This is a genomic window from Stenotrophomonas forensis (assembly GCF_028752115.1).
Classification (GTDB): domain Bacteria; phylum Pseudomonadota; class Gammaproteobacteria; order Xanthomonadales; family Xanthomonadaceae; genus Stenotrophomonas; species Stenotrophomonas forensis.
The window spans coordinates 1,718,011-1,731,006 of the sequence record NZ_CP082270.1; the positions used below are offsets into that span (position 1 = coordinate 1,718,011).

Consider the following 12,996-nt stretch of genomic DNA (forward strand, 5'->3'; position numbering starts at 1 on the left):
CGGCGTTAGATGCACTAAGCACATAATTGCTCACAGCCAAACTATCAGGTCAAGTCTGCTTTTATTATTTTTAAGCGTGCATAATAAGCCCTACACAAATTGGGAGATATATCATGAAAGGCTGGCTTTTTCTTGTTATCGCAATAGTTGGCGAAGTAATCGCAACATCCGCATTAAAATCTAGCGAGGGCTTTACTAAGCTTGCCCCTTCCGCCGTTGTCATAATCGGTTATGGCATCGCATTTTATTTTCTTTCTCTGGTTCTGAAATCCATCCCTGTCGGTGTTGCTTATGCAGTCTGGTCGGGACTCGGCGTCGTCATAATTACAGCCATTGCCTGGTTGCTTCATGGGCAAAAGCTTGATGCGTGGGGCTTTGTAGGTATGGGGCTCATAATTGCTGCCTTTTTGCTCGCCCGATCCCCATCGTGGAAGTCGCTGCGGAGGCCGACGCCATGGTGACGGTGTTCGGCATTCTGAATCTCACCGAGGACTCCTTCTTCGATGAGAGCCGGCGGCTAGACCCCGCCGGCGCTGTCACCGCGGCGATCGAAATGCTGCGAGTCGGATCAGACGTCGTGGATGTCGGACCGGCCGCCAGCCATCCGGACGCGAGGCCTGTATCGCCGGCCGATGAGATCAGACGTATTGCGCCGCTCTTAGACGCCCTGTCCGATCAGATGCACCGTGTTTCAATCGACAGCTTCCAACCGGAAACCCAGCGCTATGCGCTCAAGCGCGGCGTGGGCTACCTGAACGATATCCAAGGATTTCCTGACCCTGCGCTCTATCCCGATATTGCTGAGGCGGACTGCAGGCTGGTGGTTATGCACTCAGCGCAGCGGGATGGCATCGCCACCCGCACCGGTCACCTTCGACCCGAAGACGCGCTCGACGAGATTGTGCGGTTCTTCGAGGCGCGGGTTTCCGCCTTGCGACGGAGCGGGGTCGCTGCCGACCGGCTCATCCTCGATCCGGGGATGGGATTTTTCTTGAGCCCCGCACCGGAAACATCGCTGCACGTGCTGTCGAACCTTCAAAAGCTGAAGTCGGCGTTGGGGCTTCCGCTATTGGTCTCGGTGTCGCGGAAATCCTTCTTGGGCGCCACCGTTGGCCTTCCTGTAAAGGATCTGGGTCCAGCGAGCCTTGCGGCGGAACTTCACGCGATCGGCAATGGCGCTGACTACGTCCGCACCCACGCGCCTGGAGATCTGCGAAGCGCAATCACCATCTCGGAAACCCTCGCGAAATTTCGCAGTCGCGACGCCAGAGACCGAGGGTTAGATCATGCCTAGCATTCACCTTCCGGCCGCCCGCTAGCGGACCCTGGTCAGGTTCCGCGAAGGTGGGCGCAGACATGCTGGGCTCGTCAGGATCAAACTGCACTATGAGGCGGCGGTTCATACCGCGCCAGGGGAGCGAATGGACAGCGAGGAGCCTCCGAACGTTCGGGTCGCCTGCTCGGGTGATATCGACGAGGTTGTGCGGCTGATGCACGACGCTGCGGCGTGGATGTCCGCCAAGGGAACGCCCGCCTGGGACGTCGCGCGGATCGACCGGACATTCGCGGAGACCTTCGTCCTGAGATCCGAGCTCCTAGTCGCGAGTTGCAGCGACGGCATCGTCGGCTGTTGCACCTTGTCGGCCGAGGATCCCGAGTTCTGGCCCGACGCCCTCAAGGGGGAGGCCGCATATCTGCACAAGCTCGCGGTGCGACGGACACATGCGGGCCGGGGTGTCAGCTCCGCGCTGATCGAGGCTTGCCGCCATGCCGCGCGAACGCAGGGGTGCGCCAAGCTGCGGCTCGACTGCCACCCGAACCTGCGTGGCCTATACGAGCGGCTCGGATTCACCCACGTCGACACTTTCAATCCCGGCTGGGATCCAACCTTCATCGCAGAACGCCTAGAACTCGAAATCTAACGTCCGTTCGGGCATCGAGGTCCATGTCGGGGTGGGACGGGCCCGTGGCTTCAAGATCACTTGCAGTCCGACCGCGATGTCTTGGTTGCGCGAGAGGTTGTCGATATCCTCCACTTCCATCATCAACCCTGGATAATGCCGCCGCCGTCATCGCCGCCGACGCCCGTGCCGGGCTTTTCGGGCCTGTCAGGCTTGCTCGGCCTTCAGCCTGCCTGGGCGAGATCTCCGGCGGACGGATTAACGGCGGAGCTTCGCCGCCTTTCGTGCGTGTGAAGGCCGAAGATAGTTCTCTCAAAAACATCCGTTTATGAGAGATACCAAATGTCATTTTCAGAAGACGACTGCACCAGTTGATTGGGCGTAATGGCTGTTGTGCAGCCAGCTCCTGACAGTTCAATATCAGAAGTGATCTGCACCAATCTCGACTATGCTCAATACTCGTGTGGGCTCTGTTGCAAAAATCGTGAAGCTTGAGCATGCTTGGCGGAGATTGGACGGACGGAACGATGACGGATTTCAAGTGGCGCCATTTCCAGGGTGATGTGATCCTGTGGGCGGTGCGCTGGTATTGTCGCTATCCGATCAGCTATCGCGACCTTGAGGAAATGCTGGCGGAACGCGGCATTTCGGTCGACCATACGACGATCTATCGCTGGGTCCAGTGCTACGCCCCGGAGATGGAGAAGCGGCTGCGCTGGTTCTGGCGGCGTGGCTTTGATCCGAGCTGGCGCCTGGATGAAACCTACGTCAAGGTGCGGGGCAAGTGGACCTACCTGTACCGGGCAGTCGACAAGCGGGGCGACACGATCGATTTCTACCTGTCGCCGACCCGCAGCGCCAAGGCAGCGAAGCGGTTCCTGGGCAAGGCCCTGCGAGGCCTGAAGCACTGGGAAAAGCCTGCCACGCTCAATACCGACAAAGCGCCGAGCTATGGTGCAGCGATCACCGAATTGAAGCGCGAAGGAAAGCTGGACCGGGAGACGGCCCACCGGCAGGTGAAGTATCTCAATAACGTGATCGAGGCCGATCACGGAAAGCTCAAGATACTGATCAAGCCGGTGCGCGGTTTCAAATCGATCCCCACGGCCTATGCCACGATCAAGGGATTCGAAGTCATGCGAGCCCTGCGCAAAGGACAGGCTCGCCCCTGGTGCCTGCAGCCCGGCATCAGGGGCGAGGTGCGCCTTGTGGAGAGAGCTTTTGGCATTGGGCCCTCGGCGCTGACGGAGGCCATGGGCATGCTCAACCACCATTTCGCAGCAGCCGCCTGATCGGCGCAGAGCGACAGCCTACCTCTGACTGCCGCCAATCTTTGCAACAGAGCCCGAATATCTGCAACGCATCGATCTCCCCGAGGATCTGCTTGCCGGCGTTCCTGCCCATCGGGTGACTCGTCTGCGCAGGCAGGGTGAACGGTATTATGCCGACGGCATGCGCGATCTCCCGGAGGACAGGCGGCTTGCGATCTTGGCTGTTTGCGTCTCGGAATGGCAGGCGATGTTGGCCGACGCAGTGGTCGAAACCCACGACCGGATCGTCGGCCGTCTCTACCGTGCTTCGGAGCGTATTTGCCATGCAAAGGTCGCAGACGAAGCGGGGGTGGTGCGTGACACCCTGAAATCCTTCGCCGAGATCGGGGGCGCCCTGGTCGATGCACAGGATGATGGCCAGCCGCTGGGCGATGTCATCGCGAGTGGGTCAGGGTGGGACGGCTTAAAAACCCTTGTTGCAATGGCAACCAGGCTGACCGCCACCATGGCCGACGATCCGCTCAATCATGTGCTCGACGGTTATCACCGCTTCCGCCGATACGCTCCACGCATGTTGCGCCTGCTCGATCTGCGAGCTGCGCCCGTTGCACTGCCGCTTCTGGAAGCGGTGACGGCCCTTCGTACCGGTTTGAACGATGCCGCGATGACCAGCTTCTTGCGGCCCAGCTCGAAATGGCATCGCCACCTTCGGGCCCAGAGGGCTGGCGACGCTCGCCTATGGGAGATCGCGGTGCTGTTCCATCTGCGCGATGCGTTCCGCTCCGGAGATGTCTGGCTTACTAGGTCCCGGCGCTATGGCGATCTGAAACACGCACTCGTTCCGGCACAATCCATCGCGGAAGGCGGTCGTCTCGCTGTGCCATTGCGGCCGGAGGAATGGCTGGCAGACCGGCAAGCTCGCCTCGACATGCGGTTGCGCGAGCTTGGCCGTGCCGCTCGCGCAGGCACGATCCCGGGCGGGTCGATTGAAAACGGCGTTCTGCATATCGAGAAACTCGAAGCCGCCGCGCCGACAGGCGCCGAAGATCTGGTGCTCGATCTCTACAAGCAGATCCCGCCCACGCGCATCACCGATCTCCTGGGTTCTACCCCGAAATCACGGACGGTTGTGAAAGGACTGAAAACTTCAAGTCCTGCCTTGCGACTCTTCGCCGCATTCTCGGGTTGTGGAACCGCTCGATGTATTCGAACACATCGGCTCTTGCGGCATCGAGCGTCGGATACGTCATGCGGTAGACCCGCTCGCGCTTGAGCAGCCCGAAGAAGCCTTCGCACGCAGCGTTGTCACCGCAGTGGCCCACCGCACTCATCGAACACACCAGTCGGTGGGTCGCCAGATAACGCTGGTAGTCGCTGCTCCGGAACTGGCTGCCACGGTCCGAATGAAGGATCACGGGATGACTGCCCTGGCGCTGCCAGACGGCCATCTGGACGGCCCGGATCACCATCTGCCGGTCCTGCCGGTGGTGCATCGACCAACCCACGACCCGCTGGTCGAACAGATCCAGCACGATGCACAGGTACAGCTTGCCTTCCCGAGTCTTGAGCTCGGTGATGTCGGTGACCCACTTGGTCTCCGGCTCCAGCGCGGTGAAGTCCCGTTCCAGCAGGTTGCGTACGCCCGGCGGCGTCAGCGCCGGCTGGCCGCGCTGGCCACGCCGCTTCGGTCGCGGCCAGCCTTGCAAGCCGTTAGCAGCCATCAGGCGCGCCACCCGGTTCAGGCTGGCTGTCTCGCCTTGATCCGCAAGGTCTTCGTGCATGCGACCGGCGCCCAGCGTGCCGCGGCTGTCCTCGTGCAACTCACGGATCCGGCCAAGCAGTCGTTGATTGTCGGTCTGCTGGGCGCTGGGCAATCGCTTGCTCCAGTCGTAGTAACCGCTGGCCGACACCCGCAGGCAACGGCACATCAGTCGAACCGCAAACTCATCGCGGCAACGTTCGATCACCTGATACCTCAGGATGATGCCTTGGCAAAGAACGTCGCCGCTTCTCGCAAAAAATCCCGTTCCTTCTTGATCCGAGCCAGCTCGCGCTTGAGGCGGGCCAGTTCCTCGTCCCGCGGCGTGCCGGTACCGCCGAAGACCACTTTGCCCTGGCTCTGCGCCTCCCGCTTCCACCGGGTCAGCAGGGCGTCCCGGATCCCCAGTTCCCGCGCCACCTGGGCACAGCTGACCCCCGGCTGGCTCGCCTGCTCAACAGCGCCACGCTTGAACTCGGCGCTGAACTTCCTTCGCTTCGACATGAACACTCCTCATGGCCTAGATCGGCCTTCTCGTAAGTGTCCGTGAAAACGGGGGTGAACCCCCTGCTGGAGGTGGATGCGGCGACCGGCTTCACCGAAGCGTTCACCCATCTGCGCACAGGAGCACCCTGCGCTGACCGGATCGGGCTAATGAACGTTATCTTGGCGGAAGGGATCAACCTCGGCTTGCGCAAAATGGCGGATGCGACAAACACCCACACCTTCTGGGAATTGATCCGCATTGGACGGTGGCATGTCGAGGGCGAAGCCTATGACCGGGCGCTGGCCATGGTGGTCGAGGCACAGGCAGCGTTACCCATGGCCCGGTTCTGGGGCATGGGCACGTCGGCTTCGAGCGACGGACAGTTCTTCGTCGCTACAGAGCAAGGTGAGGCCATGAACCTGGTCAACGCGAAATATGGCAATACCCCGGGCCTGAAAGCCTATAGCCACGTCTCCGACCAATATGCGCCGTTCGCAACCCAGGTGATTCCTGCAACGGCAAGCGAAGCGCCTTACATCCTCGATGGCCTGCTGATGAACGATGCTGGACGCCATATCCGCGAGCAGTTCACCGACACGGGCGGCTTCACCGATCACGTCTTTGCCGCATGTGCCATTCTCGGCTACCGGTTCGCTCCGCGCATCCGCGACCTGCCATCCAAACGGCTCTACGCGTTCAATCCGTCGGCCGCCCCGGCGCACCTGCGAGCGTTGATCGGCGGAAAGGTCAACCAAGCCATGATCGAGCGCAATTGGCCCGACATCCTGCGCATCGCCGCCACCATTGCTGCCGGGACCGTCGCGCCAAGCCAGATTCTGCGGAAACTCGCCTCCTATCCGCGGCAGAACGAGCTCGCGACAGCCCTGCGGGAAGTCGGTCGCGTCGAGCGCACCCTGTTCATGATCGACTGGATTCTGGATGCCGAACTCCAACGGCGTGCCCAGATCGGGCTCAACAAAGGCGAAGCTCATCATGCGCTGAAGCGGGCAATCAGCTTCCACCGCCGCGGTGAAATCCGCGACCGTTCCGCCGAAGGCCAGCATTACCGCATCGCCGGCATGAATCTGCTCGCCGCCATCATCATCTTCTGGAACACCATGAAGCTCGGCGAGGTCGTTGCAAACCAGAAACGCGATGGAAAGCTGCTATCGCCCGATCTCTTGGCCCATGTTTCGCCGCTCGGATGGGAACACATCAATCTCACCGGAGAATATCGCTGGCCAAAGCCTTAGCGTAGGATTCCGCCCCCTCCCGCAAACGACCCCTACTTCAGCTTACCTCCGGTAAGGGCCCCAGCGCCCTTACCGCCTGCTTGGCCGGCGCTCTTGCTGCCATCTGAAAGCCCCTGGATGACGTGCCCGGCCCGAATCCCAACCCAGGTAAGGCTCGCAAGCCAAAAGCCCGGCAAGACCAGGAACATCGTGCCCATGACGAACATCAGGAGCAGGTCGCCAAAGGCATTGTTCAACCCCACCAGCGGATCGAAGTTAGTGTGTGGCCGGTTCCAGCCGAAGCCCCACCCATAGAGCGCATCGAGGATGGTGCTGTCGATCCAGCGTGCGAGTTGGAACCAGAAATCGGTGAAGAACAGCGCGAATTGCACGACGCTGACGGTGACGACCGTCTTCAGGTCATAGGTTCCGACGACCAGTACGAGCGGGATGCAGATGACCAGTGCCATCTTGAGCAAGGCAAGCACCATGGGCAGCGCCTGGCGCACCACGTCCATGGCGGGAAATGCGGCAAGTGCCCCGACCGCCATTCCTACATCCCCCGTGGCCCGCGTCACGATGTTCGGCAGGGTCTTGTCGATCTGGCCGCCGTAGTCGGTATAGACCGAACCCTGGTTGAGCTTCTGCTGTCGCGGTGACGCGATGGTACGGACCACCGAATCGTCCACCTCGGTACGGCTCAGGAACCCGGCCCAGCCCGCCAAGCGATTCAACAGGCTGGGGTCCACCTGGCCCAGCAGCCGTGCCCGCAGGCCGTTGCTGCCATCGGCCCACCACTGCCTGCAGGTCGGGTAGCCGCCGCCACTGGCCACCTGCGCAAGCCCTGCGTCGCGGGTGTCGTCATAGGGCCATGACTCGCGCGCCGTGCTGGAACGGTAGCTGTCGTAGTAGCCGCCGGTATCCGTGAAAAACCTCGAACCGATCCAGGTCACGTCGTTCATTTGAGCGTCGTCCAGCTCCGGCCGCGCCATGAACAATTTAGCGCGTGCAGGTCCGTAGCAGTCGTGTGTGAAATCGGCCACTTCCTGAGCCAGAACCGGGTCATTGATGCGGGTAGCGTCGATCTCCATGCGCATCTGTCGCAGGTCTGTCCCGCACGGGATTGCCGCCACCGAGGCGCTGGTGACGGCGCGCGAGAGCGCGTGCATGAAGGCCCACCAGACCGGCACCTTGGCACTCTGGTTGTTGATGGTGCTGAAGGACTGGGACCAGCCGGTATCCGTGGGCTGCGGCACGTTGACCTGGCACTGGGCCGAGCGCGAGCTGTCGTACTGAATTGTGTTGAGGTCCACGTCGATGAAGGGGATGCCGGCGAACATCACCACCACGATGGCGACGAACACCCGGTTCTCGATGCGTGCGGCCGAGAGCACGCCCTTGTTGCCTTCGTCGGCACCTTCCGCACGGGCCTTAAGCCATTCCTGCACGATGATCGCCACGAAGGGCAGTGCGAATACCCCGCTGGATACCAGTACCGCCCAGATGCCGTTGTTGACGATCCAGGACACCAAGGTCAGGTAGTACTCCAGGTAGTCGGTTGTGAAAAGCGTCATGGCTCGGACCTCCCCTCAGCCCTGCATCAACAGGCTGGCTTCAAGCGCCACGATGGCAACGACGCCGGCGATCTCGCTGCGTACCAGGCGGCGCCGCGCTTGCGCGTCGTCCTCACGCGCAAGCAGCCGGCGACGCATCCAGACCCAGCCGTAGGCCGTCGCGCCATACAGGCACAGCCGCCAGACCAGGAAGTAGCCCGCTGCTGCCGCCAGCCAACGCTCCCAGCCCGCGACACTTCCGACGAGGTAGATGCCAACGATGTTGGCACCCACGGCGACGGCCGCGAGTACCATCGTCCACAGCAGCGCCTTCGCTGCGCGCCGGTTGAACAGCCAGCGCGGGCGCAGCCAGGCCGCACGCATCAGGCTCATGGCCGGCCTCCCGGATTGCCCTTCTGCAACTGATCGAGGCGGTCAGGCACCGGATCGCCTTCGTAGATGCCACGCGAGCCCGCCGCGCGCGTGCCGTGGCGCTGGATGATCGCCATGGGCGAGTTGTTCGCCAGCTCCCGGCGCAGCTCCAGCTCGGTCTTGAGGTTGCGAATCTCGCGATCGAGCGTGTCGCTCTCGTGGTTCACCGCCTCCACGGCGAGCTGGTTGGCCGCCACGTTGGGCTCCTTCTTGCCGGTCAGCAGCGTGCGTTGCAGCAGTAGCGCCTTCTCCAGCACCGACGCCAGCGCAACCTCGGACGCCAGGCGCTGCGACAGCAGGTGCTGGTCCGGTTCGTCGCGCAGTGCCTCGACCACGCCGCGCGTGATGGGCAGCGACGCGCTGCCGGCCTCCCGCAGGTTTTCGGGCGTCGTGTTCTTCGCCTTGGAGACCAGGTCCTGGAGCGCCTGCAGCTTGGCGTCGTACTCCTCCTGGATCAGGGGCGTCAGCCCGACGCCGGGCACCGTCTCCGTCTTGGTGCAGGCGTCGCAGGTGCGCTGCTCCTTCTCGCCGAGCACCCGTGTTGCCCACTCGATGGCCGCCTGCGGCGTGGTCCAGGTTTGGCACGACAGGCTCGTGCAACTGGCCGGAGCGATTGCCGACGTGTCGGTCACCCCGCGGCCATTGACCAGGTTGTAGCCCGCGCGGGTGACGTCACCGACCACCTTGATCGCGGGCTGACCGGAGCCGCCGGCATTGCTTCCCCCGACCCAGGGCACGCCATCGTTGCCACGGCGCGTCTCGGCCTGCTCGATGGCCGAGACGGCATCCGTGCTCGAAACAGCGTCACGCAGCGCCAACCCCTCTGCCATCTGGCTCCAGCCGAGTTGGCCGCCAGCCGTTTCGGCCATCTTTTCGGCCATGGCGCGGCACGTCAGCTTCGAGCGGTCGAAATCCAGCCGCGCTTGCAGAACGCCGTTGGTGAGCAGGTTGTAGAGGCCTGGATCTGCACGCTGGATGATCAACGCCGGCAGGGACGCCACAGCACTCGTAGCACTCTGGATCACCGAGGACATGATCTGCTGAAAGCCATTGGTGACACCGTTGAGTTGATTCTTCAACGTGGTCTGGATGCTCATGTCGCCGCAGATCAGATTGCTGTTCCAGCCGACACCCACGCCGAGCGAGCGCATGCCGGCTGCGCGGCCCATCGAAACGGCGCTGCCGCCGCCGATGGAGTACATGACGTCATCGCCGATGACGTTGCCGCTGGTCTGGTAGCCCAGTTGGCCCCAGGCCACGCCGCTTGCCAGAACCAACGCGCCGGTAAGCGCCAAACAGATCCTCTTGCCACGAGCCGGTGGGGAGAACTGCATAGAGTCGGAACGCTTCATCGCGGCACCTCAAAGGAAATCAACGCTGCCAAGGAACACCTGTCCACGGCGTTCGCAGCAGGCATACGGCCGCCACAGCGCCCAGGCGTAGTCGCCTTGCTGGGCCTGAGTCAGGAAGCCGGTGCGTGGGAAAACCGTGCAGGACGAGGACAGGACGGGCGTGAGTTCCTGCCACTTGCCAGTCGAGGCATCACCCTCCATCAGCGCGCTGGCGGGCCAGTAGCCATCGCGGGCATTGGCAAGCAGCGGCTGGTACACGTGCAACTGCCCGCGGCGCGTGACGACATCGCCCGCACGCTGGGCCACCACGGCTCCCGATTTGTGGTCGTCGGTCTGGTGCAGGAAGCCGCCGCGGGGATACACGTTGCCCCAAAGGTTCATCGTGGTGCGTGCGCCGACCTCGCGCATGCCGGGAATCAATGCCTCCGGGTAGGCCATCTCGGGCACGTTGTAGCGCCAGGCAAGCGTGTCCAAGGTGCTGAGCAGATACGGCATGAATGCCGTTCCCGCGCCCTCGCAGAAGTAGCCCGAGGACGAAACAAACTGGTTGAACACCTCGACGCCGGGATGGCCGATCACGTCGGCGTTCTTGAATTTCGCGAGATTGTTTTCGTGATCCTCGTTCGTCGTTCCATCGCCGCCCGCTTGGGCGGACGGGTTGGCCGTACTCATCGCCCGGACTTCGACCCACGGGTTCTCGCCCGTGTTGCTGTAGCTGGAGACGACCGCATCGGGGATGTAGTGGCGCACCTTGACAGAGGTGCGCACCGTGCAGCCTCCCCAGGTGCAGTAGAGCCAGTAGCAGATACCCACCACCCGGTACTCCAAGCAATCGGGCGAGGCCACCGAGGCAACGATGGCGGTGGTGTTCAAGGCGTAGCTACCCGTGGCGCTGAGCAGCAGCAAGGAAGCCACGCCAGCCCGCATGCGGCGCATAAGGTCGAATGGCCTCGTCATGGCTGGGTCCTCCGACGCTGCTCGATGCGCGCGACAGCGCGGGCCACATCCGGCTCGCCATAGACCACGTAGCGCTGATCCACCACGACAGCCGGGATGCTGGTGATGCCCAGGCTCCATGCGTCGGTGACGCCCTGGTATGCGGAAGCGATGCGGCGCTGTAGGTCGGCGCCGCCTTGGTTCAGCCGACGCTTGACGGTGGCCGCCGCCTGTTCGGGGGCGGCGGGCAGTTCCGCAGAAAGCTCCGCTTCAATCCGGCGGGCTTCGTCCAGCTCGATCAGCCGCTCGCCGCCCATGGTCTTGACCGGGTGGTGGCTGTCGGTGACGACCAGTACGTCGGCTGCGAAGGTGACGGGGCTGAACACGGCCAGGGACGCCGGCAGCGCCACGACGAGACCAAGGGTTCGCCAGCCCGACGCGAACGTGGAAAAGGATGCCGGCATGTCGCGTGCCCCGAAAGTTGATCAGGGCCATAGTCAAACGCGAACCCGATGCCACCCCAACAAACAATGCGCATCGCGGGCTGCCCGCATACCTGCTTGTCCCGGGCCATAAAAAAACGGAGGCCGAAGCCTCCGCGAGGATCAATGAAGCAATGCGACCGTTACAGCAGGCCTGACTCCGCAAAGGAGAACGGGGAACCTTGGCCTACGATGATGTGATCCAGTACCCGTACATCGATGAGCGCCAGCGCGGCCTGCAGTTGCTGGGTCAGCACACGATCCGCGCTCGACGGCTCGGAGATGCCCGAGGGGTGCTGGTGCGCGAAGATCACCGCGGCGGCGTTCAACTCCAGCACACGCTGTACGACGACACGTGGATAAACAGAAGTCGAGTTGATCGTGCCCCTGAACAATGGCTCGTAGGCCAGCACCTGGTGCATGCTATCCAGGAACACAGCGGCGAATATCTCGTTGGGTTCAGCGACCAGTTTCACGCGCAGATAGTCCCGCACGGCGGCCGGCTGGCTGAGGCATGGTCCAGCTTTGAAGATCCGTTTTTCCAGCAGCACGATGGCCTGCTGGATGATCCAGTCTTCGTGCTGGGCAGCTACGGCGGAAAGCGACTCCACACAGGAGTCATTGATGGCGAAAGACATGGCGAACCTCCAGACGGTGAGATCGGAGGGCGCGCGCCCCCGAGGGCAAGCCCTCCTGGGGATGAGAATGAAAAGATGCATCCATCACCGCGATTGCGGTGACCGTTCGCGGCCAGGATGCAAGGCGAACGAGTCGCGGTCAGCGCAGAGGACTGCGCCGTAGCCTTGAAGACCGGGGCTACCTGGGCATGTCGCCGACGACGTCGGCAGGCATTTCGGATGTGGGTGTGCTGGTCGGACCCTCAGCCGCCAGCATGTCCATGGCTGACAGCAAGGCATCGCCCTCGATCGGCCCCTGCAGCAGGATGGCCTGGCCCGTTTGGCGATCGAGCAGGCGCAGCGACGGCGTGGCGGTTACGCCGCTCTTGGTGGCTTCCGCAGCCTGGGCGCGGATAGCCGCACTGGGCCTTTCGCTTGCCATGCACTGCTCGCTGGCTGGCGTCGATTCGGGGTACCGCAAGCCATCGGGCAAGCCCTGGCCGCCGCTGCGCGTGTGGGCATAGACCCATTCGATCGCCTGCCAGAACGCGACATGCCCACCTGCTTCGGCAGCGCATTCCACTAGGCGTGCCTCGGCTGACGCGGCCGGCTCGTGCTCGGCCAGCGGCTGGTGGTGCCATTGCAGCGCCACGTCGGTGTTGTTGCCGATCCACCGCTTGAGCTGCGGGAAATACTCCCGGCAGAACGGGCACTCCAGGTCGGCATAGAGCGTCAGCGTGAAACGGCCTTTGGGGTTGCCCATTAGCCAGGGCGGCCCGGCCACCGGTGCCATGCTGACCGGCGTGGGCGGCTGCGGCGGGGATTCGCCGGGCGACCTTGACACAAGCCAGATCAGCAGCAGCGCGACCAGCACAGCAGCCAATGCCCAGGGCCAGCGGGGCCGCCCGTTGCGGCGGCGGAACGCCTGGACCTGCATCGGAATGGAAGGACGTTTCTGTTCCATGGCGTTCTCC

At 63.0% G+C, this 12,996-nt stretch carries 12 protein-coding genes and 1 pseudogene; 5 read left to right on the plus strand and 8 right to left on the minus strand.

What is annotated here, in order from left to right:
* Window positions 1-113: 113 nt before the first annotated feature.
* The 4 genes from K5L94_RS08035 (at window position 114) to K5L94_RS08055 (ending at window position 3,193) form a co-directional block, all read left to right on the plus strand.
* Window positions 114-461: a quaternary ammonium compound efflux SMR transporter QacE delta 1 gene (locus K5L94_RS08035; protein WP_000679427.1), complete on the plus strand. Its 348-nt coding sequence runs from the start codon at window positions 114-116 to the stop codon at window positions 459-461.
* Window positions 455-1,294, plus strand: a complete 840-nt coding sequence (sul1, locus tag K5L94_RS08040) for a sulfonamide-resistant dihydropteroate synthase Sul1 (protein WP_000259032.1) — start codon at window positions 455-457, stop codon at window positions 1,292-1,294. Before K5L94_RS08035 ends, sul1 begins: the two co-directional genes overlap by 7 nt.
* A gap of 127 nt (window positions 1,295-1,421) precedes the next feature.
* The gene (locus K5L94_RS08045; RefSeq protein ID WP_000376623.1) at window positions 1,422-1,922 is read left to right on the plus strand and encodes a GNAT family N-acetyltransferase; all 501 of its coding nucleotides are present in this window, start codon (window positions 1,422-1,424) and stop codon (window positions 1,920-1,922) included.
* A gap of 506 nt (window positions 1,923-2,428) precedes the next feature.
* On the plus strand, window positions 2,429-3,193 hold the full coding sequence (locus K5L94_RS08055; protein WP_001389365.1) for an IS6-like element IS6100 family transposase: 765 nt from the start codon (window positions 2,429-2,431) through the stop codon (window positions 3,191-3,193).
* A 1,085-nt stretch (window positions 3,194-4,278) separates the two neighbouring features.
* On the opposite strand, the gene K5L94_RS08065 is transcribed toward K5L94_RS08055, so the two are convergent.
* A protein-coding gene (locus K5L94_RS08065) for an IS3 family transposase (protein WP_274512401.1) occupies window positions 4,279-5,435 on the minus strand; the annotation gives its coding sequence in 2 pieces (ribosomal slippage) (window positions 4,279-5,195 and window positions 5,195-5,435; 1,158 coding nt in all).
* A 63-nt stretch (window positions 5,436-5,498) separates the two neighbouring features.
* Between K5L94_RS08065 and K5L94_RS08070 the strand changes: the two are divergent.
* Window positions 5,499-6,671, plus strand: a pseudogene (locus K5L94_RS08070) (Tn3 family transposase); the annotation flags it as partial.
* A 32-nt stretch (window positions 6,672-6,703) separates the two neighbouring features.
* On the opposite strand, the gene K5L94_RS08075 reads toward K5L94_RS08070, so the two are convergent.
* The 7 genes from K5L94_RS08075 to K5L94_RS08105 all read right to left on the minus strand — a co-directional run bounded on the left by K5L94_RS08075 (window position 6,704) and on the right by K5L94_RS08105 (window position 12,986).
* The gene (locus K5L94_RS08075; protein WP_028698647.1) at window positions 6,704-8,224 is read right to left on the minus strand and encodes a conjugal transfer protein TraG N-terminal domain-containing protein; all 1,521 of its coding nucleotides are present in this window, start codon (window positions 8,222-8,224) and stop codon (window positions 6,704-6,706) included.
* A 15-nt stretch (window positions 8,225-8,239) separates the two neighbouring features.
* Complete coding sequence (locus K5L94_RS08080; protein WP_077273848.1) at window positions 8,240-8,587, minus strand: hypothetical protein; 348 nt, start codon at window positions 8,585-8,587, stop codon at window positions 8,240-8,242.
* Window positions 8,588-8,592: 5 nt separating this feature from the next.
* A complete protein-coding gene (locus K5L94_RS08085; RefSeq protein ID WP_023103896.1) occupies window positions 8,593-9,987 on the minus strand; it encodes an integrating conjugative element protein in 1,395 nt (464 codons plus the stop codon).
* Window positions 9,988-9,996: 9 nt separating this feature from the next.
* On the minus strand, window positions 9,997-10,944 hold the full coding sequence (locus K5L94_RS08090; protein ID WP_023103897.1) for a TIGR03756 family integrating conjugative element protein: 948 nt from the start codon (window positions 10,942-10,944) through the stop codon (window positions 9,997-9,999).
* Window positions 10,941-11,387: a TIGR03757 family integrating conjugative element protein gene (locus K5L94_RS08095; RefSeq protein ID WP_017514119.1), complete on the minus strand. Its 447-nt coding sequence runs from the start codon at window positions 11,385-11,387 to the stop codon at window positions 10,941-10,943. The genes K5L94_RS08090 and K5L94_RS08095 overlap by 4 nt, the downstream gene beginning before the upstream one ends.
* Before the next feature lie 161 nt (window positions 11,388-11,548).
* Window positions 11,549-12,043: a RadC family protein gene (radC, locus tag K5L94_RS08100; protein ID WP_023103898.1), complete on the minus strand. Its 495-nt coding sequence runs from the start codon at window positions 12,041-12,043 to the stop codon at window positions 11,549-11,551.
* 178 nt (window positions 12,044-12,221) lie between these two features.
* Window positions 12,222-12,986: a DsbA family protein gene (locus tag K5L94_RS08105; RefSeq protein ID WP_028690954.1), complete on the minus strand. Its 765-nt coding sequence runs from the start codon at window positions 12,984-12,986 to the stop codon at window positions 12,222-12,224.
* Window positions 12,987-12,996 lie beyond the last annotated feature (10 nt).

What these genes read in the sequence shown, in the direction of transcription:
- K5L94_RS08035 (WP_000679427.1), top strand. Translation starts at nt 114, where the DNA reads ATGAAAGGCTGGCTTTTTCTTGTTATCGCAATAGTTGGCGAAGTAATC.
- K5L94_RS08095 (WP_017514119.1), bottom strand. Translation starts at nt 11,387, where the DNA reads ATGCCGGCATCCTTTTCCACGTTCGCGTCGGGCTGGCGAACCCTTGGT.
- sul1 (WP_000259032.1), top strand. Translation starts at nt 455, where the DNA reads ATGGTGACGGTGTTCGGCATTCTGAATCTCACCGAGGACTCCTTCTTC.
- K5L94_RS08080 (WP_077273848.1), bottom strand. Translation starts at nt 8,587, where the DNA reads ATGCGTGCGGCCTGGCTGCGCCCGCGCTGGCTGTTCAACCGGCGCGCA.
- K5L94_RS08085 (WP_023103896.1), bottom strand. Translation starts at nt 9,987, where the DNA reads ATGAAGCGTTCCGACTCTATGCAGTTCTCCCCACCGGCTCGTGGCAAG.
- radC (WP_023103898.1), bottom strand. Translation starts at nt 12,043, where the DNA reads ATGTCTTTCGCCATCAATGACTCCTGTGTGGAGTCGCTTTCCGCCGTA.
- K5L94_RS08075 (WP_028698647.1), bottom strand. Translation starts at nt 8,224, where the DNA reads ATGACGCTTTTCACAACCGACTACCTGGAGTACTACCTGACCTTGGTG.
- K5L94_RS08090 (WP_023103897.1), bottom strand. Translation starts at nt 10,944, where the DNA reads ATGACGAGGCCATTCGACCTTATGCGCCGCATGCGGGCTGGCGTGGCT.
- K5L94_RS08045 (WP_000376623.1), top strand. Translation starts at nt 1,422, where the DNA reads ATGGACAGCGAGGAGCCTCCGAACGTTCGGGTCGCCTGCTCGGGTGAT.
- K5L94_RS08055 (WP_001389365.1), top strand. Translation starts at nt 2,429, where the DNA reads ATGACGGATTTCAAGTGGCGCCATTTCCAGGGTGATGTGATCCTGTGG.
- K5L94_RS08105 (WP_028690954.1), bottom strand. Translation starts at nt 12,986, where the DNA reads ATGGAACAGAAACGTCCTTCCATTCCGATGCAGGTCCAGGCGTTCCGC.